Here is an 18,926-nt window from a genome sequence, read left to right as displayed (position 1 = left end):
AAGACGAACGAAAGTCGGTCGGGTCAAAACTATTACTGTTCGTTTTTCGGTCCGTGGACGCTGCTGGCGCCGGTGGTTTTAGAACTCAGATCGTCCACTATTCCGAATTCGGCGTTGCTCGCACCCACCGCGTTGACATCGGCTTTGCCGACGGTCATGGCCGTTGCGTCGAGTTTGCAGGCTCCGGTCAGGCGGGCGTCCAGGCGGGTGGCCCGGCCCCGTAACGTGACTTTCGACGCGCCCGTCAGGTCAAGGTCAAGCTGATTGACTTTGATGTCGATCAACGTTTTGCAGGCTCCGCTCAGGTCAACGTCCAGATTCGCCAGGGAGTCAAAACCGGTAATGATCGACTGCGTGGCACCTGAGTAGTGGATGGAGTTTACATCGGGCATGGTGACGGTGATTCCGATGCGACGGCGATCGCTCAACCTGAACATTCCTTCATTGCGGTAATCAACGTGCAACTCGCCATTTTCGACCCGAATCCGCAGGTCGTCAATGTCTTCTTCCCGGCCGTCGGCTACAACCTTGTACGAATCACCCCGTTTTACCCGTACGGCAAAGGCTCCGCCGATGTCGATTTTGGAAAAATTGGTGACTTCAAACTGCCGGGTGTACTCGCCTTTGTTGAAGAAATCATCGCCCAGTTCGTTGCGAAGCACTTCGTCGATGGCGTCGTTCGTATCGAAATCCTCCCGGTAGCGGTCTTCGTTGAATTCGCGCGGGCGGGTCAGGGAAACCAGACCGTCGGTCTTGCTGAACTTCCAGAGCGTGGATTTCATGCGTTCGATTTCCTGCTCGCCAAACTCGTTGCGGATGTGCCGCGCAAAGGCTTCGGTCATGCGGAACGGGCGTTCGTACGGAATCAGAACCTTCACGTCAACATCCTGCCCCCGGAAACGCGATCCCGACTGGATTTCGTAGCTGTTGTCAAATGTTACCAGCGAATCTTTTACCGACCAGTTGTAAATGACCGTCTTGGCATTGCGCTGAGCCTGCTGGCGGGTTGGCCCCTGGGCCTCCAGCCGTTTCGATAGCCGCCAGGCGGCTCCGTCGGCACCTTCCAGTTCAATCGAGGTGTGGAAATCGCCGTTATTGTCGTCCAGATCGTTCAGATCCAGGGTCGGAATAGCCGCCGGCAGCCGAATGACCTCGGTTTCTTCAACAATTCCGCGCCGACTGAATTCATTGACCAGCCGCGGCACCGTGGCGCCTAAACCGATCAGTCCCAGAAACCAGATCGCTAACAGCGTCAGGGAGACACCGGTGGTAACCAGCGCCCGTTGCGAGATGACCATAATCCCCAGGATGGCGATGGCCAGACCCGGCAGAAAAGCCGTAATAAACGCCGACAGCACCATCAGCGGAGAGATTTCTCGCTGAATCATGTAGGGAATGTCGCTGCCGCCGAAGTTAAGGCCCTGCAACCCGAAAACCGTACCCAGCACCCCCAGCGCGCCGATCATGATGCCAAAACCGACTACCACCAGAAACACCCCGGCCAGGACCCGAACGATCGAAATGAACCCCCGGGCGAGCGGCCCCAGCGCGCTGCCTAAACCGTTGAAAATCATGGCAATCATTCGAAACGGGAACAGCAGGATTTTGGCGAGTGTACCCTCTTCGGCAGTTTCGTTGATATCAAGGCCACGCTTGATATTGCTCTCGATGTTCGAGAGCGTAATGGGCTCCCCCTGCATTTCCATCTTTTCGGTCAGGGTGTTGGCCGGTGGCGAAATGATCCAGAGAATGAGGTAGGCCAGAAAACCGGTCCCGAACAGAAAAATGGTCAGGACAAACAGCAGGCGAACCACCCCGGCATCCGTCCCGAAGTAAGCGGCAATCCCCGAAGCGACCCCGCCCAGCACCTTATCGTCGGGGTTTCGGTAAAACTTCTTGACGCTTTTGTCGTCTTCCAGGGTGGTGGAACCCGGAAATGCGACCCACATGGCGATGTACAGCACCACCGTAAAACCGGAAAGACTGCCGAAGAACTCACCACTGCCGTGGAAAACTCCGCTGAACGGCGGCAGCGCCAGAATGAGCGTGACGAAAATCAGCCGCACCCAAACCGGGTCGATGTTAAAATAATTGGCAATCCCGGAAGCGACCCCGCCCAGAATTTTCCGGCGCAGATCCCGGTAGAGCTTGCGTGGGGGCTGATTCGCCGGTCGGGGCGGCACCGGTCCGCTGCCCGCAAAACTGCCGGGGCCCGGCTGGCGGCTTTCGCCCGTCGGCGGAATGGATTCGAAAGTCGATTGGGGACGGTTTGCACTGGCCGAGCTGGTGCCGATCAGGTCTTCTTCTTCGATGGCTTCGAAATCGGCAACGGTCCCCATCGACTGGATCAGCTCATTGACATCGTCCAGCGTGACGACCTGGCGGGGTTCGCCCTGCTTTTCCGCGACTTTGAGTTTATTAAGCAGTTTTTCGGCAATCCGGTTTTCAATATCGGTAATAATTTCCTGGCTGTCTTCGTAGGTCGAAAAGTAGTGTTGAATCGACGTGAGATACCCTTTTAATTTATCGTAGCCATCCTCCTCGATGTGGAAGATAACCCCGCTTATATTTATACTGATGGTCTTTTTCATGGCAAAAAAGCGTGTGAAAGAGTCGTGATGTGTTTAGGTCAGTTTCCGGGTGTGGGCGAATCCGGGTCGTTGCTGGCGGTCGAAACCGGGGGTTCAACCAGGGTCAATCCGTTGGTCGCTGCCTTGTGTTTTTCGGTTTTACTGACAATCGAATTCACCGAGTCGGATAGTTCCTGCCACGTATCGTTCATCCCTTTCAGTGACGCCTGGCCCGTTTCGGTCAGCAGGTAATATTTCCGCGGGGGGCCGGAGGTGGATTCCACCCATTTGTAATCGAGCAAACCGGCATTTTTGAGCCGGGTGAGCAGGGGATAGAGCGTGCCCTCCACAACCATGATGCGGGCGGACGTCAGTTCCTCCAGCATGTCGGAAGCGTATACTTCGCCCCGCGAGATGATGTGCAGAATGCAGAACTCCAGGATTCCCTTCCGCATTTGCACCTGAGCATTTTCAATATTCATATCACTGCATGACGTTAAAAGAGTTGATGGAGGACGGAGCTGATTAGTTTATCGAGTTCATTATCGGTTGTTCATCGGTTGTTGTTTACTGGCAAAGTGCCCAATCAGCTCCTGACCTTTTCCAGTTTTGATAGTTCAAAGGTACAAAAAGGTACTATGCGATGCAAGGTACTATGGAAATTAATCAGGACCGGAATGATGAACGGAAGAAATGGCGCGCTGAGCGGCAGATTTTGGAGGAATCAGAGAATTATTTTTACATTTATCCAGCCGTAAAAATGATACCTGACTAATGCGCATCACTGTCTTTTGTTTTTTAATTTATTTGTTTGCACAAGAAATAAAAGCGCAAACAAAAAGTTTTGGTAATGAATGGATTGGTTACAACCAGACCTATTACCGGATTCCCGTCACCCAGGCTGGCATTTACCGGTTGACGGCCAGCGATTTGCAGAAAGCCGGTATTTCGCTGGCTGCCATCGATCCGGTCGGGTTCCAGCTTTTCCGCCGGGGGCAGGAACTGGCGATCCACGTGGCCGGGGAAGCGGACCATCAATTTGATGCGGACGATTACCTCGAATTCATCGGTGAACGCAACGACGGGCGCCAGGACTCGCTGCTCTACCGACCCATGCGGGCGCAGCCGCACCCGTATTACAGTCTGTATTCGGATACGGCGGCTTATTTTCTGACCTGGCGCACCGACGGAAAACCGGGTAAGCGAATGGCGGTTTTTGCCGCTACTGATTCAAAAGGACTTCAGCCGGAACCGTATCACCTCGCCGAACAGCTTACGGTTTTGACCGCTGAAATCTCCACGAATCAGGCCAACGGCGGGCCTTCGCCGTTTCCGTCGGCCGACGAACTGTTTTTCGAGGAAGGGGAGGGGTATACCGGTCCCCTGCTGAAAAAAGACAGCGTCGTCAGCCGGAGCTTTCGGCTCGAGGGCTGGGTCCGGAACGCCCCCGAAAAACCGCATATTGAGGTATTGCTGAATGGACGCGACAATACCACGCACCGGGTCGATCTGTTGACGGGAACGACGCCGGGACCTACGCCCCTGGCCAGCACGCAGTTTGAATGGTTCGGCACCGCCCGCTTGTCGGTTGAAATTCCCCTGGTTGCCGTATCACAGGCCAACGAACTGCGGCTGTCGACCCGCTCGCACGGGCCGTTCGAAACCGACCGGTATTCCGTCAGCTATTACCGGCTGCGGTTTCCGCAATCGTTTAGTCTGGCCAACCTAACCCGGCAAACCCTGCATCTGCGGCCCAACCCGGCCGGAAAGTCGTACGTGGAACTGACCGATGCGCCCGCCAATCCGCTGATTTACGACCTGACGGACCCCGGAAATCCGCGTCGGCTGACGGCGGTTCGCGAGGGCACCGTGCTGAAACTGGTCGTTACGGATACGGAAATTTCCCGCCGGATTTTGGTGAGTGCCGAAACCCAACCGCCCCTGCGGCTGGAGCGTACGGTTTTTCGGAAAATCGATCCGGCTCAACACAAATATCTGATCGTCAGTCACGAAGCACTGATGAAACCGGTCGGGGGTGTCGCCAATCCCGTGAACGAATACGCGGCTTACCGGGCCTCGGCCGCCGGGGGCGGTTTCGATACGCTGGTGGTAACCATGAAACAACTGCTCAACCAGTTCAGCTACGGAGAACGGACCCCCCTGGCCATCCGGCGGTTTGCCGAGTATATGCTGACCGGAAAAACCGCATCGGCGGACACGACCCGGTACCTGCTGCTGATCGGGCGCGCCAACGCCTATTATCCCAACCGGACGCACCCGGACCAGTATTTTCGGGATCTGGTGCTGACGGTGGGCAATGTGCCGGGTTCGGACCTGTTGCTGACCGAGGGATTGGCGGGCTTTCCGGCGAATGTTCCGGCCATGCCGACGGGGCGGATCAACACGCTTAACCCGGCGGAAATTCTGGCGTACCTCGAAAAAGTAAAGGAATTTGAGCGCACACCGGCTTATGAACCCTGGCGCAAGGAGGTTTTGCACCTGAGCGGGGGCCATTCCGCATTTGAACTCACGACCTTCCGGCGCATTCTGGATCAGGTGGGCCAAACCGCCCGGCGGCAGTACGTGGGCGCCAACATCACCAATCGGGCCAAGGAAACCGACGAGCCCGTCGAGCGCATCGACGTCAGCGAAAAGGTCAATTCGGGGGTATCGCTCATGACATTTTTCGGGCATTCGTCCCCCATTGTCACCGATCTGGACTTTGGGTATGCCTCCAAGCCGGCCTACGGCTACCGCAACAAAGGGCGCTATCCACTTATGTTTTTCAACGGCTGCGGCATTGGAAACATCTTTTTCGGGTCCGTCAGCAACCTTTCGACCGATTGGCTGCTGACGCCCGACAAAGGCGCCATTGCGATTCTGGCCCATAGCGGTTCGGGTTTTGCCGGTCCGCTCGAAACTTACACCCAGCAGTTTTACCAGACCCTGTTTGCCGACAGCGCTTTTCTGAACCAATCCATTGGTCTGATTCAGCAGGAAACCACCCGTCGGGTGCTGGAAAAATACCGGGGGCCCTACGACATTTCGAATGCGCAACAGATGGTGTTGCAGGGCGACCCGGTTTTGCGCCTGTTCCCGATTCAAAAACCGGATTTCAGCCTGACTTCTTCGGGCGTTTCTCCGCAAGGGGCGCAGAACGATTCCGTGCGGCTCAGCGTGGTAATAACCAACGGCGGCCGTTTTAATCCCGGCCAGAAGGTGGGCCTGGCGGTTCGGCAGCGCGGGGCCGACGGCACGCTGCGATCCTTCGGTACCCAGCTTCACGACGCCATTGCGTACCGCGATACAATCCGGTATGCTTTCAAGCCCGATTCCCTGCCAAAAACCGCAAGCCGGTTTGAGCTGGTGGTGGACCCCGAAAACCGGGTCGATGAGTCGGACGAACGCAACAACGGGCTGGTTTTCGAGCTGAAACCGGAGGGTGGGAAGTACACGATCATGCTGCCGGATTCGGGGCAACGGTTTCCGCCCGACCGGCTGAGTCCGCTGCTGACGGTGACCTTTGACCACCATATAATAAATCAGGGGGCGCTGGTGCCGGTGAATCCTTTGATCCGTATTATTTTGCAGGATGAAGATCCCTACCGGATTCGTCAGGATACGGTAGGGATCAATGTTCTGCTGAAAAGGCCCTGCGAAACGTGCGGTTTGGAGCGCGTGCCACTGAACAGCCCCGAAGTAAGCTGGAAACCGGCGGGACCGGATAACCGGTTTGTGCTGGATTTTCAGCCCCGGAATTTGACCGACGGCAACTATACCCTGCAGGTGCACGCGGCCGATGGGAGCGGCAACCGGGCGGGGGCCACACCCTATGAGATTCAGTTCCGGGTAAAAACCGGAGACAGTTTATCGGTCGTGCAGGCGACCCCCAACCCATTCTCAACGCACACACGGATCCGGTTTACCATTTCGGGGAGCAACTCGCCGGGCGAGGGACGCCTGGTGGTTTGCAGCCTGAACGGACAGGTGGTTCGGGTGCTGCACCAGGCGGTTCGAGTCGGGGAGAATGTTTTTGGCTGGGATGGCACCGACCAGGGCGGAGTTCAGTTGCCCAACGGTCTGTATCTGTTCAGGCTGTTCCTGAACGACGGCCGGCAAAAAAGTGGAAAGGCGGTATTGAACCGTTAGTGGCGTACCCGAATACCAAATCTATTAATAAGAAAGAATGTATAAACGGATGAGTTTCATCCTGCTGCTGGCCCTTGTGCTGGTAGCCGGAACTGCGGCTGCGGTCTGGCAGTCGGCCCGCCCGGAGGCCAAGCCCTTGGAGCGCCCCGGTTTTGCGCTCTCGTTCGATGACCGAACCGTTCATGAGTGGTACGAACTCCGGGATCTGTTCCGGCGCTACAACGCCAAAGCCACCTTCTACGTCACCCAGTCCGACCAGTTAAAAGCCGACGAAATCCGGAAACTCCGCCATTTACAGGCAGCTGGCTGCGAAATTGGCAGCCACGGTTTTCGGCATGTCGATGTTCACGATTTTCTGAAAACCAACACCGTTGATGCGTACATGCAGCACGAAATTCACCCGTCGGTCGAGCATCTGGAAGAACTCGGTTTTGACATTCGCACCTTTGCCTATCCGTACGGGGCCAATCATGCGCTGGTGGAACCCCGACTGGAAAAACACTTTGAGCTGACCCGCGATATTTACGCCCTGCGCCATACCCTTCTCGGCCTGCATCTGGACGAACCGATTACGCTGGCCGATGCCATTTATTGCAACGGGTCACCCCAGAAACGACTGAAAGCCCTGACCATCGATAACGAGAGTGGCGTCACGAAAAACCACATTACGCAGGCCTTAAGCCGGGCCAGGGAAAACGGGGAAATCGTCCTTTTCTACGGCCACAAACCCGAATCGGGAGGTGATAAATCCAATCCGATCGGAACCGACGTGGCCCTGATCGAGCATCTGTTCAAAACCGCGCAGGACCTCGGCCTGGCTTCGTATACGATGAACGAAGTGGCCGGCCGGGACCAGCTTTAGTCCCAACACTCCATCAGGAGCAAATCGCCGGTTCGGTAGCGGATTGTCACAAAACCGTCTTTGGCGGCTTCGTTGCTGCTGCCCGTGCGGTAGCCCAGGGTCAGGGTTTCGTCATTCAGGTTGTACTTCAGGCCGGTGGTGACGATTCCGCCGACGGTGCCCACCGGAATAAGCGAAATGGGCGTGCCCTTGACGTACCATTTCTCGAAAACGCCGGTTAACGGAATGATCTTCGAATAATCATCGACCATGACAATCTTGATCTGGTCCTTATACCGGGCGATGCTCGTCAGGTTGGTGATCGTATGATCGGCCCGGCGCCCGGTGGCCCACGCAATGTTGACCGCCGGAAACCCCCGCTCGATCAGAAAATCAATGCCTTTTTCCAGATCGGTTTTGATCTGATCGGGCGTGTGAATGATTTCAATCGGATACTGCCGCTCCCGAATCAGGTCGAAATCCGGCGGGTGGTCGAAATCGCCCAGCAGGGCATCCACTTTAATTTCCAGCTCCAGCACCCGCCAGATGGCACTGTCGAGCACCACCACGAACGGGTTCCATTCGAGCAACTGCCCCAGCAACTCCGGATCGCAGCTTTCGCCGTTGGCAATCAGCAAAGCCGGTTCCTGTTTATCGCGTACAATGTGATGAGAAGACATAGCAAGGGAATGATGGTGTATGAATGATGAACGATGAATGGCTTACGCAGGCAGAATTCATCGTTCAGGCATCACCATTTTTAATAATTGAGTTTATCCGGGTTAGTCAGCCAGTCTTCAAAAACCGTCCAGGCTTCGTCGCGCAGGTGCTGGTGCATCGGAATCTGGCGGGCATCGAGCGGTTTTTCCAGTTCCTGGTAAATAAAATGATCGTCGAAACCGGCCCGGGCGGCATCCGAATGCCGGCAACCGAACACGACGCGTTCGGGCCGCGACCAGTAAATAGCCCCCAGACACATTGGGCAGGGTTCGCAGGAGGTGTACAGAGTGCAACCCGTCAACTGAAACGTTTGCAGGTGTTGGCAGGCATCACGGATGGCCACCACTTCGGCATGGGCCGTGGGGTCGTTGGTTGAAGTCACCCGGTTGCAGCCCCGACCCACAATCTGACCCTCTCGGACCACAACCGCCCCGAAAGGCCCACCCTGTCCGGTTTGGGCGCCTTCTTTGGCGAGCCGGATGGCTTCCCGCAAAAACGTAGTGTCTTGCTGATTCATAATCGATAAACCGCCGGTTCGCCCGGACCTGAGCGGTTTTAGGGACCGGTTTTCAAACTTTGTTGGATAACAGTTACCTCCTCGGGTGTGTTCACATTGGTTAGTTCAGTCACCTGCTCAATTTCGAGCAAATCAATGGGGTTGCTCATCAAAATGGTGCGCGGGAAGGGCGTCCCTTCGTCGATGGCCCGAAGCATGGCCGGGTAAGCGGCCGGCTCCCAGATGCAGACCGACGGTTCCGGAAACCGGTGATCGCTATCCCAGAAGGCCGTCGCCAGGTTGTCCGGGTTTCGATTCAAAACCAGTTTTCGGATGGATTGCTCGGACAGCAGGGGCAGATCGCACATCACCACCAGCCAGGCCGCCGAAGTCAGGCGGTTTTCGGACTGATGCTGAAACGCCGTCAGAATACCGGCCAGCGGCCCCGCCACGGACGAACGATCTTCCAGCAACTGAAACCGGCTTCGGGCCAACTGGCGGGCCTGACCGGCGTTCACCGACAGGTAAACGGTTTCGCAGTGGGTCGCCAGCAGATCGTACAGGTATTCATACTGCGGTTTTCCGTGGTACGGGATGGTGCTTTTGTCCACGCCCATGCGGGTGCTGCGGCCACCGGCCAGCACCAGCCCGTTCAGGGGCGGGCGGGATTCAGGCGGACTGGTGAAAGTCATGTTTTCCGCCGGTTTTATCCAGCAAGCGGGTTTCTTTGATGACAATATCGTGCGAAAAGGCTTTGCACATGTCGTAAACCGTGAGCGCGGCCACCGACGCGCCCACCAGCGCTTCCATCTCAACGCCGGTTTTGGCTTCCAGGGCGGTGGTGCATTCAATGATGACTTCGTTTCCGGCGGTGGTGACGGTAAATTTGCAACTGTCCAGCCCGAGCGGGTGGCAAAGCGGAATCAGGTCGGCGGTCCGTTTGGCCGCCATCGTGCCGGCGAGGATGGCGGTCTGAAAAACCGGGCCTTTTTTGGTCTGAATATCCTCGCCGTGCAGGTGTTGCATGATTTCGTCGTTCAGTACCACGGTGCTCCGGGCGCGGGCTACCCGCCGGGTGACGGCTTTGTCGCCGACATCAACCATGGCCGGGTTGCCTTTCGAATCAAGATGAGTAAACATAAGGATGGGAAGCGGGATGCGTTAAGAATGAACAGATGCAGGGGTCGTCCGGCGGTTATTTGGCGGGGCGACCGGGACGCCAGTACGGTTCGGCGGCTGCCAGGAACTCGACGGGGGCTTCGGATACAAATTCCTTCAGCCACTCGGCGCAGTACTTCATCCCGGCCTGTTCGGAAACCAGATGCCCCAGAATGATCAGCGCTTTTTTCTGGCCGGAGGTAATGGCATCCTGCACATATTCCACCAGCTCCCATTCGTGGGTTTCGCCAACCACCAGCACGTCGGCCTGCGCCAGGTACGGAATGCCGGGCATCAGGCTGATGTTGCCCCAACTGGCCATCACCCGCTGAACCGGCAACTGCGGATCGCCCACGACGCGCATCGTCTGGATGTCCAGTTTGGAAGCAATGCCTTGCGCAAAACGCGCCAGCGGGGTTTCCGGAAACGTAAACAGCCGGGGATTTTGCGGGTCGTTATGCTTCGCCCAGCCCAGTTCCCGGATCATGCCGGTGGCAATGCCGTCGGGACGGCGTCCGTGCCAGTGATCGTGAAAATGAAAAACCGCCATCCCATGCTGCTGGATAAAATCGCGCTTGAGCTGGTAGAGCGGATCCTGCAATATCGGCTCGGTGCGGTCCTGGTGCGAATAATACGTCGGTTCGTGGGTAATCACCAGATTAAGCCCTTTGGCGGCTGCCCGCTGCAGGACCGCCAGCGTGGCCATCATCGTAACCGCAATGCCTTTAACGGGAATCTCCCGGGTGCCGGCAATCAGGTTGTCGACGGTCTGTTCCCGCCAGGGAATCCCTACCTGGGTTTTAATGCGGTCAATCACCTGACCCGCCGAGAGCGCGGGCGGGCCGGACGGCCAGATAACGGGGGCCATTGTCAGCCCCAGGGTGGCCTTGAGAAACGTGCGACGGGTTGGGTGGTCGGTAGTCATCGGGTTGAAATCATCTGTTGAAAGACGGAACACGGACCTCGTACCTCCTCAGCGCCTGGTAAACGCGGTGGGCGGGGAGACCCATAACGGTATAAAACGACCCTTCGATGCGCTGGATGCCGATCATGCCGATGGGTTCCTGAACGCCATAGGCGCCGGCTTTGTCGAACGGACGGTAGTGTTCGACGTACGAATCGATCTCGTAATCGTCCAGCGGATTGAAAAAAACCGTCGCGATGTCGGTGAACGAGACGGTTTCTTCGGCCGACAGCAAACAGACCCCCGTCATCACCTGGTGCGACCGGCCCGCCAGCCGCCGGAGCATCCGGCCCGCTTCGGCGGCATCGGCCGGTTTGTTCAGAATATCGGTGTCGACCACCACAATTGTATCGGCGCACAGCACCAGCTGATCGCCCAGGTCGGCGCGGAAACGGTCGGCTTTCTGACGGGCCAGAAAGGCCGGAACCTCCGCAACGGGCAGGTCGGCCGGGAAGGTTTCGTCGGTGGGCCGGACTTCAACGCGGAACGTACAACCCATTTCGCGCAGCAGTTGGTGCCGCCGGGGCGAATTGGAAGCCAGCACCAGGGAGCGGTTCAATTGCATGGTTTCTCAAAAAAAATGCGTATACTTTAAACTGTTTACGGGGCAACCGTGTCTTTTCACTGCAAACATAAGAACTAAACGGTCTTGAAAACACCCTTTCAGATCCGATCCGGCGGATTGGACGACGCCGGAAGCCTGACGGAGCTGGCGATCCGGACGATGCGGGAAGCGTTTGGGCCGCCCCACAATCCGGCCGAACTGGTTGACGCGTATATAAAAAGCGCATTTTCGACGGAACAGACCCGGCGGGAGTTGCTGGACACCAAAAACCGGTTTTTCGTGCTCGTCGATTCGGAACCGGACTTGATCGGGTACGCCAAGCTGGTTAAAAACCGCCCTCCGCGCCAGCTAAAAGGGCAACACGCCATCGAAATTCAGCGTCTTTACGTGGCAGCGGATCAGATCGGGAAAGGGTTGGGAAAATTGCTGATGAACCATTGTCTGGAACAGGCCCGGCTGGAGGGCTACAAAACCGTCTGGCTGGGCGTTTGGGAGCGGAATGTCAGAGCCATCCGGTTTTATGAACAACTGGGTTTTCAGCGGTGCGGCTGGCATTATTTTCAGTTTGGCCCCGAGCGGCAGCGAGATTATTGGATGAAAATAGACGTATAGTTGCGTGAAATGCATGAATAGCCAGCCGATGGGTTCCCAAACCGCGTCCGCCTTGCGGGTGGGCTGGCTGACGGTTTTCTGGCTGGTGCTGACGGGTTCGGTTTTGCGGGCGCAGGAAATTAAAATTCCGGTTCCGAACACCAAAGCCGATTCGCTGACCATTGCGGACTCGCTGGCCAAATCCGCCCGCGACAGTGCGCTGGCGGTGCGCGACAGCACGTTTTACACGAACCTGAAAAAGCGAATGTACAAAAGCCGGATCACGCGGGAGCTGCACCGGTTGCTTTTTCACGATATGTACAACAGCCGCCTGAAAACGGGGGACGTCAACGAAATCGAAATCAATCCGTTTTCGCCGTATCAGGGTCGGATCATCAATAAAATTTACATCCGCCGGCTGGAGGTTTTCGGGCCGAGCGTCTACGACACGCTGCGAAAGCCCCGAAGCTGGTTTGAGCGGGTGGCCAACCGGCTGCACGCCGACACCCGCGAGGGCGTCATCCGGCGGTCGTTTCTGCTTTTTGAAGAGGGCGACCGCGTGAGTCCGGATACGCTGCGCGACAACGAGCGGCTATTGCGGAACACCAACGTTTTTCACGATGCCCGGATCATTGTGGTGCCCCACGGCAACAGCCAGGGGTTTGTCGATGTGTACGTCATCACCCAGGATGTCTGGTCGTTACTGCCTTCCGGCAGCCTTGGCGGTTTCAACCGGTTCGACCTGCGGCTGGAACAGCGAAATTTCCGGGGGCTGACCCACACCTTTTCCAATCAGGTATACTACAATGCCGACGATCCGTTCCAGAAAGTCGAATACCGGGGGCGGTACGTCATTCCGTACATTGGAAAAACCTTTTTCACGGGGCAGGCCGACGTCATTGAAACCCGGGACCTGAAGCAGTATGCGCTGCGGTTTTACCGGCCGTTTCTGACGCCGGATACGAAGTGGGCCGGTTCGGCGGAACTGAGCTACAACCGGTTTCCGCGCTACACGGTTTTTTCGGAGGACAGCGCCCAGCTCACCAAACTGGGGTATTACTACAACGATGTCTGGGCGGGGTACGCGTTCAAGCCTTTCTTCAGTTTTCTGGGCGAGGGCGACGACCGGACGCGGCTGGTGGTAGCCGCCCGGTTTACGCGCCTGGCTTTCACGAGCCGTCCGGATGTTCGGGCCGACACCAATCAGTTGTTTCAGAACACCAATGCTTCTTTGTTCAGCATCGGTCTGTCGCGCCGTCGCTACGCCCGCGACGTATTGATTTACGGGTTTGGCCGGACGGAGGACGTTCCTTACGGCAGTCTGGCGGCCCTGGTGGCCGGCTACGACAATGCCGAACTGGGTCAGCGGACGTACCTGGGGTTCAAATATTCCAAGGCGCACTACCTGGAATCGTTCGGGTATCTGTACGGAGCCTTGAACATCGGCGGTTTTTTGCGGAATAAAAACGACCTGGAGCAGGGGGTCCTGGCCTTCGAGTCGAGTTATTTCACACCCCTGCGAACGACAAACTGGGGCAACTGGCGGCATTTTATCAACCTCCGGTATACAATGGGGGCGCAGCGGTTCAGCAACGAATACGTGACGCTCAGCGGGCGTGAGCGGCTGGGAATCAACAACGACAACCTGCGTGGCACCCGGCTGTTGCTGACCAACATCGAAAATATTCTCTTCTCCCGCCTGAACATTGTCGGTTTTCGGGTGGCCATCGTCACCTATGTCAATTTGGGGCTGGTGAGTTACCAGACCCGAAAACTGTTTCAGGGGCCCTTGTACCAGGGCTACGGCCTGGCGTTTCGGCTCCGGAACGAAAACCTGACCTTCAACAGTTTTCAGATCCGGCTGGTGTGGTACCCGAACATTCCGGGCAATTCCGCGCCCCTGCGGTTTGGGTTCGAAGGCTCCCCAACGGCCCGTTTCCGCGACTTCGCCATCTCGGCTCCCGAAATAATTCCGTACCGCTGAAACTTTTTATTGGTTTAGTGTTGTTACATTAAATGTATAGACACTATATTTGCAACGTTAACAGGAACTGGTAATTGGTGGTTTAATCGTAGTTTTACTGCTAAACCGACAAAGCCGCTCCTTTGTAGCACCAATGACAATGCCAATCGAGAATGATATCAAACAATCTACCGCCTTCAGGTCAGCCTATCACCGGATGACGGTTAACCTGATGTATACCAACGGCTGGGTGTGCGACGAACAGATGCATTTACTGAAGCCGTACGGATTGACCATCCAGCAATACAACGTGCTGCGGATTCTGCGCGGGCAGCACCCCAACCCGGTTAAAGTGGCCGATATTACGGAGCGGATGCTGGACAAAATGTCGAATGCGTCGCGGCTGGTTGATAAACTGCTGGCGAAGGAACTGGCCCAGCGCACCGAGTGCCCGAATGACCGCCGGGCGGTGGATGTGGTGATCACGGAGAAAGGGCTGGATCTGCTGAAAATCATGGATCACCACCAGAACCAGTGGGAAAAGCGGTTTCATAACCTCACCGAAGAGGAAGCCGATGAACTGAACCGCCTGCTGGACAAACTCCGCGGATCGTCGGAATAGCAAATCTTACATCGAATACATAATCCCACGTTTAATAATCAGTTTACCCAAATTTTAATCTCATGTACAAGCAAATTTTAGTAGGATTTTTGGCCATTGCCACGGCGGTTAGTAATCCGGTAGCAGCGAATGGTGTTGAAAACGGCGCGAAAAAAAATGTAGCCAAAACGACGACGTATACCATCGATGTCGATAAGAGTGTCCTGACCTGGAACGGCAAAAAAGTAACGGGTGAGCACACGGGTCCGGTGAAAGCCGAGAAAGGGTATCTGACCCTGAACGGTAGCAAATTGACCGGCGGCCTGGTTTCCATCGACCTGCGGACCATGACCAGCACCGACCTGAAAGACAACAAAGAATACCACGACAAGCTGATCAATCACCTCAAGTCGGATGATTTCTTCTCGGTAGCCAAACACCCGGTTGCGACCTTTAAAATTACGAAAGTAAAAGCGGGCAGCGGCAACACGGCGGACGTAACCGGCGATCTGACGATCAAAGGAATCACCCATCCGGCCACCTTCCCGGTAACGGTCAATGTTGCCGGTAACACGCTGACGGCCACGGGAAAAGCCACGATCAACCGCGCGAAATACGAAATCAAATACGGGTCGAAATCGTTCTTCGACAACCTGGGCGACAAAGTGATCTATGATGATTTTACCGTCGATATGAATATTGTCGCAACGTCCGATAACGCTTCTTCGGTTAAAGCGAAGTAAGTTTTTCCAGCACACTTCATCAACAACCGCGCTCCGGATTATCGGGGTGCGGTTTTTTTATGCCCTGTCCTAGTCACGGGCGTACTTCGCTTGCAGTCGCCGGGCGACGTCGTAAGCCAGTTCGTCGCGCAGGCTGTCGTAAAGTTGCCAGCGGGAGGGCGGAAAAGGATCGGCGCTTTTGAGCGAACTGCCGTTGAGCGCCCGGTCGTCGCCACTGAAGGTTTGCCATTCCGTCACCCAGTTCCGGCTTTCCCACACGGGTTCTTCCCACAACACGTTTCCGGTTTGCGTATCCAGCGCCCGCATCCGCAAGTCCAGTCCGGCGCGGATCTCCCGGCGGTGGGTGGTCAGCGTGCCACTGACTTTTTCCATGACGTCAACTTTGGTCGAATCGTTGATTTTTTTCTCGCCTACTTTATAGGTCTGGTTGCTGTAGATGGTGGTGGATGAAGAAGAAAGCGTTTCGCTGAAGGGCGAATAATCGGTCACCTGCATCTGCACGGCCTGGTGAATCAGAAAACCGTCTCCGGCCTGTTCGTCAGGCGGGTAAAGCCGGACAAAGGGAGACGGCGCGGTGTTCCGCTCGATCTGCCGGAAAATAAGCCGCTCCAATTCCTGGTTTTTTCCGGAACTGATTTCGCGGCTTGGGCTGAGGGGTTCGATCACGACCCGCAGAATGGCAAACGGCAGGGCTTCCTCGGACTTGGCGTAGGACTGCCGGTAATCGGCTACCCAATCCAGGGCTTTTCGGTAGTTGAGGTAAGCCTCTTTGGCCGCCAGGCGATCGTCTTCGCGGTACGAAAACGCCTGTTCGGCCACCAGATAGCGGTCGGCTGCGGCCAGCTGACGCACTTCGTTCTGCCGGTCGGTATACGAAACCGGGTAAGCGGCCAGCCACTCCGCGCAGGCCGGACATTGCTGGACGAATCCGCGCCGGGCGTTGTTCGTCAGGGCTTCCAGTTGGGCATATTCCTGAAACACGGTTTCCCACCGAAAAAAACCGGGTTGCCGGGGATCGGTTGACGGGGCCGACGAGAGCCGCCGGATGGCGGTCTGGTGCTGGTTATAGGCGTGAACGAAAGCTTCTTTCAGGACCCGGGGAGCCGTCTCATACCCCCGCTTGAAGGGGCCGCGCGGCTGGTGAAGTCGTTGGGATGCTTTTTTGACCGCCAGATCAAAATTACCCCGCTTAAGGGCGGTTTTGCCACTGCTGCACGCGCTCAGCCCAATGGCGATGATACCGAGAAACACAAGCAGGCGACCCATAACGCAACGTCGATTTTTGCCCTTTTGACCCCTTTCCCCGGGCCGGGTTTAACGTTGACCCCGGGAGTAAATGATTCGTTGGATTTTGGTAGCAATTATTGTTTATCGAAACGAATGCGTCTGGACTGAACGGGCGGTCCACTAGGCAAACCGGGGCAGATCGTCCAGAAAATCAACGGTATTGAGCTGGTAATCCACGCAGCAGCAGAAATGCGTCAGTCCGTTGCTAACGACGATGTAGGGTGCCTGGTGAACGTGGTTGTAGCGGGCAATCTGATCAAAAACCTGCTGGCTGACCGCAACCTGCGGGGCTTTGCACTCGACGAGCAGAAACGGTTTGCCCACGCGGTCGAACACCAGAATGTCCGTTCGTTTCCGGAGCTGGTTCAGCTTCAAACCGCCTTCCATCCGGATCAGGGCTTTTGGATACTTGTACTGGTTCAGCAGCAAATGCACGATATGCTGCCGCACCCACTCTTCCGGCGTAATCAGCACGTATTTCTTCCGCAACACGTCGAAAATATACGGTTTCCCGTCGACCTGCTTCGTATTGTACTCAAAAACCGGTAGGTTTAACGATTCCATTACCAAAAATAAGGATGGAAGGAGGAAAGGAAGAAGGGAGGCCGGAAAAATATTCCCACTCGTTCCATTTTCTTTTCCTCCTGTCATCCCTTCCTCCTTATTGAAATGAAAACGAAAGAGGAAATTGTCAAAAACTGGCTGCCGCGTTATACCGGTACCCCCATCGAACAATTTGGTGAATACATCCTATTGACGAATTTTATCAATTACGTCGAGCTGTTTGCGCAAAAATTCGAGGTGGAAATTCACGGTCTGGGCCGGGCCATGCAAACGGCCACTGCCGATAACATCACGATCATCAATTTCGGCATGGGGAGCGCCATGGCGGCCACGGTCATGGATTTGCTGACGGCCGTGAGCCCCAAAGCCGTGCTGTTTCTGGGCAAATGCGGAGGGTTGAAAAAAACGCTGGTGGGCGACCTGATTCTGCCGATTGCCGCCATCCGGGCCGACGGAACCAGCAACGATTATCTGCGCCCCGAAATACCGGCTTTGCCCTCATTTCGCCTGCAACGGGCGGTTTCGTCCATGATTAAAAAACACGAACTGGATTACTGGACCGGTACGGTTTACACGACCAACCGGCGCATCTGGGAGCACGACGTAGCGTTCAAAAATTACCTGGTCGAAATCCGGGCGATGGCCATTGACATGGAAACCGCCACGATTTTCACCGTCGGTTTTGCCAACTCCATTCCGCACGGCGCGCTGTTGCTGGTATCGGACAATCCGATGGTCCCGGAGGGCGTCAAAACCGAAGAAAGCGATAAACGGGTGACGGGCCTGTTCGTCGAAAAACACCTCCAGATTGGCATCGACTCGCTGCGCGAACTCGCCACCTCCGGCGAATCCGTCAAACATCTGAGGTTTGAATAAAAGGAGGAAGAAAGAGGAGGGGAGGAAGGAGAACGGGTTGATCTCTTGCTTTTTCTTTTCTCCTTTGTGTAGACCTCAGCAAAATTCAGTTACGGCCTGGTGGCGTGGCGCCAAGGCGAATGAACGGCGGTTTTCTCCTGAACTATCAATCGTAATTCTGCCATTGGCTACCGGATTGGCGGGCAGTTTTACCCTCTTCTGACAAAACGAGCTATGATAACTGACAAAATGTCTTAAATAATTCGGGAAATTAATTTTTAGTGACAAAATGGCGCATTTTGGTTGAGTTTTTGAATTGGTACATAAGTTGAATAGTAGGTTAGCGTAGTCACGAAATCAAAAACCTAATCAACATAAAAGCCATGAGAACTTTAGTTCAATACAACCAATTGCCTTCTTTCTTCGATCATTTTGTAGCCCGTGAATTAGGTCGTCCGTTCCACACCCCGGCCATCACCAAAACCGGTAGCTCAGCGGTGGCTGCCAACATCAAGGAAGACGAAACGGCTTACCACATCGAGTTGGCCGCTCCCGGTTTAAAGAAAGAAGATTTCAAAATCAGCCTGAACAACAACCAGTTGACCATCTCGGCCAAGCTGGAAGAGTCGAACGAAGAAAAAGCCGAAAACTTTACCCGTAAAGAATTCAGCTACACTTCTTTCGAGCGGAGCTTCCGCTTACCGAAGAACGTCAACAACGAGCAAATTCAAGCCGCCTATTCCGACGGTATTTTGAAAATCAACCTGCCGAAAGTTGAAAAACCGGTGGTTGAACCCAAACAAATTGAAGTAGCGTAAGGTTAGTAGACGCATAGAAAGAAACCCTGATTCGTTTGGAT

At 55.6% G+C, this 18,926-nt stretch carries 18 protein-coding genes; 8 read left to right on the top strand and 10 right to left on the bottom strand.

Translation table 11 applies throughout. From position 1 onward, the window contains the following. Positions 1 to 32 precede the first annotated feature (32 nt). On the bottom strand, positions 33 to 2,591 hold the full coding sequence (locus tag ACYVHX_RS13200; protein ID WP_460672119.1) for a PspC domain-containing protein: 2,559 nt from the start codon (positions 2,589 to 2,591) through the stop codon (positions 33 to 35). A 38-nt stretch (positions 2,592 to 2,629) separates the two neighbouring features. Continuing rightward, the gene (locus ACYVHX_RS13195; RefSeq protein WP_460672118.1) at positions 2,630 to 3,052 is read right to left on the bottom strand and encodes a PadR family transcriptional regulator; all 423 of its coding nucleotides are present in this window, start codon (positions 3,050 to 3,052) and stop codon (positions 2,630 to 2,632) included. Positions 3,053 to 3,344: 292 nt separating this feature from the next. On the opposite strand from ACYVHX_RS13195, the gene porU2 reads away from it, so the two are divergent. Both porU2 and ACYVHX_RS13185 read left to right on the top strand, forming a co-directional pair. Then, entirely contained in the window at positions 3,345 to 6,719 is a 3,375-nt protein-coding gene (gene porU2 / locus ACYVHX_RS13190; RefSeq protein ID WP_460672117.1) for a putative type IX secretion system sortase PorU2, read from the top strand. 49 nt (positions 6,720 to 6,768) lie between these two features. Further along, positions 6,769 to 7,581 carry a polysaccharide deacetylase family protein gene (locus tag ACYVHX_RS13185; RefSeq protein ID WP_460672116.1) on the top strand — a complete coding sequence of 271 codons (813 nt, stop codon included), beginning with the start codon at positions 6,769 to 6,771 and terminating at the stop codon, positions 7,579 to 7,581. Here the strand turns inward: ACYVHX_RS13185 and ACYVHX_RS13180 are convergent. The 6 genes from ACYVHX_RS13180 to ACYVHX_RS13155 form a co-directional block, all read right to left on the bottom strand. Then, positions 7,578 to 8,240, bottom strand: coding sequence for a thiamine diphosphokinase (locus ACYVHX_RS13180; RefSeq protein ID WP_460672115.1), 663 nt, complete (start codon positions 8,238 to 8,240; stop codon positions 7,578 to 7,580). The two genes, ACYVHX_RS13185 and ACYVHX_RS13180, sit on opposite strands and share 4 nt — an antisense overlap. 80 nt (positions 8,241 to 8,320) lie before the next feature. After that, positions 8,321 to 8,797: a nucleoside deaminase gene (locus ACYVHX_RS13175; protein ID WP_460672114.1), complete on the bottom strand. Its 477-nt coding sequence runs from the start codon at positions 8,795 to 8,797 to the stop codon at positions 8,321 to 8,323. 38 nt (positions 8,798 to 8,835) lie between these two features. Then, positions 8,836 to 9,468 carry an NTP transferase domain-containing protein gene (locus ACYVHX_RS13170; protein WP_460672113.1) on the bottom strand — a complete coding sequence of 211 codons (633 nt, stop codon included), beginning with the start codon at positions 9,466 to 9,468 and terminating at the stop codon, positions 8,836 to 8,838. After that, complete coding sequence (gene moaC, locus ACYVHX_RS13165; protein ID WP_460672112.1) at positions 9,446 to 9,916, bottom strand: cyclic pyranopterin monophosphate synthase MoaC; 471 nt, start codon at positions 9,914 to 9,916, stop codon at positions 9,446 to 9,448. The genes ACYVHX_RS13170 and moaC overlap by 23 nt, the downstream gene beginning before the upstream one ends. A gap of 55 nt (positions 9,917 to 9,971) precedes the next feature. Continuing rightward, the gene (locus tag ACYVHX_RS13160; RefSeq protein WP_460672111.1) at positions 9,972 to 10,859 is read right to left on the bottom strand and encodes a Nif3-like dinuclear metal center hexameric protein; all 888 of its coding nucleotides are present in this window, start codon (positions 10,857 to 10,859) and stop codon (positions 9,972 to 9,974) included. A gap of 10 nt (positions 10,860 to 10,869) precedes the next feature. Continuing rightward, positions 10,870 to 11,463 carry a Maf family protein gene (locus ACYVHX_RS13155; protein ID WP_460672110.1) on the bottom strand — a complete coding sequence of 198 codons (594 nt, stop codon included), beginning with the start codon at positions 11,461 to 11,463 and terminating at the stop codon, positions 10,870 to 10,872. Between the two features lie 84 nt (positions 11,464 to 11,547). Between ACYVHX_RS13155 and ACYVHX_RS13150 the strand changes: the two genes are divergently transcribed. From ACYVHX_RS13150 to ACYVHX_RS13135, 4 genes are all read left to right on the top strand, one after another. Next, positions 11,548 to 12,075, top strand: a complete 528-nt coding sequence (locus tag ACYVHX_RS13150) for a GNAT family N-acetyltransferase (RefSeq protein ID WP_460672109.1) — start codon at positions 11,548 to 11,550, stop codon at positions 12,073 to 12,075. 13 nt (positions 12,076 to 12,088) lie between these two features. Continuing rightward, positions 12,089 to 14,038: a hypothetical protein gene (locus ACYVHX_RS13145; protein WP_460672108.1), complete on the top strand. Its 1,950-nt coding sequence runs from the start codon at positions 12,089 to 12,091 to the stop codon at positions 14,036 to 14,038. 139 nt (positions 14,039 to 14,177) lie between these two features. Beyond that, positions 14,178 to 14,639: a MarR family winged helix-turn-helix transcriptional regulator gene (locus ACYVHX_RS13140; RefSeq protein WP_460672107.1), complete on the top strand. Its 462-nt coding sequence runs from the start codon at positions 14,178 to 14,180 to the stop codon at positions 14,637 to 14,639. Positions 14,640 to 14,701: 62 nt separating this feature from the next. After that, positions 14,702 to 15,361 carry a YceI family protein gene (locus ACYVHX_RS13135; RefSeq protein WP_460672106.1) on the top strand — a complete coding sequence of 220 codons (660 nt, stop codon included), beginning with the start codon at positions 14,702 to 14,704 and terminating at the stop codon, positions 15,359 to 15,361. A gap of 69 nt (positions 15,362 to 15,430) precedes the next feature. On the opposite strand, the gene ACYVHX_RS13130 is transcribed toward ACYVHX_RS13135, so the two are convergent. Together ACYVHX_RS13130 and ACYVHX_RS13125 are read right to left on the bottom strand one after the other, a co-directional pair. Continuing rightward, complete coding sequence (locus ACYVHX_RS13130) at positions 15,431 to 16,627, bottom strand: hypothetical protein (protein WP_460672105.1); 1,197 nt, start codon at positions 16,625 to 16,627, stop codon at positions 15,431 to 15,433. A 141-nt stretch (positions 16,628 to 16,768) separates the two neighbouring features. Continuing rightward, on the bottom strand, positions 16,769 to 17,212 hold the full coding sequence (locus tag ACYVHX_RS13125) for a type I restriction enzyme HsdR N-terminal domain-containing protein (RefSeq protein ID WP_460672104.1): 444 nt from the start codon (positions 17,210 to 17,212) through the stop codon (positions 16,769 to 16,771). A 105-nt stretch (positions 17,213 to 17,317) separates the two neighbouring features. On the opposite strand from ACYVHX_RS13125, the gene ACYVHX_RS13120 reads away from it, so the two are divergent. Both ACYVHX_RS13120 and ACYVHX_RS13115 read left to right on the top strand, forming a co-directional pair. After that, on the top strand, positions 17,318 to 18,088 hold the full coding sequence (locus tag ACYVHX_RS13120; RefSeq protein WP_460672103.1) for an AMP nucleosidase: 771 nt from the start codon (positions 17,318 to 17,320) through the stop codon (positions 18,086 to 18,088). 362 nt (positions 18,089 to 18,450) lie between these two features. Next, positions 18,451 to 18,885: an Hsp20/alpha crystallin family protein gene (locus ACYVHX_RS13115; protein WP_460672102.1), complete on the top strand. Its 435-nt coding sequence runs from the start codon at positions 18,451 to 18,453 to the stop codon at positions 18,883 to 18,885. The last annotated feature ends 41 nt before the right edge of the window (positions 18,886 to 18,926 follow it).

Source organism: Larkinella ripae, assembly GCF_054780775.1.
Note: the sequence above shows the minus strand (reverse complement) of the source record. Positions and strands in the feature narration are given on the sequence as shown.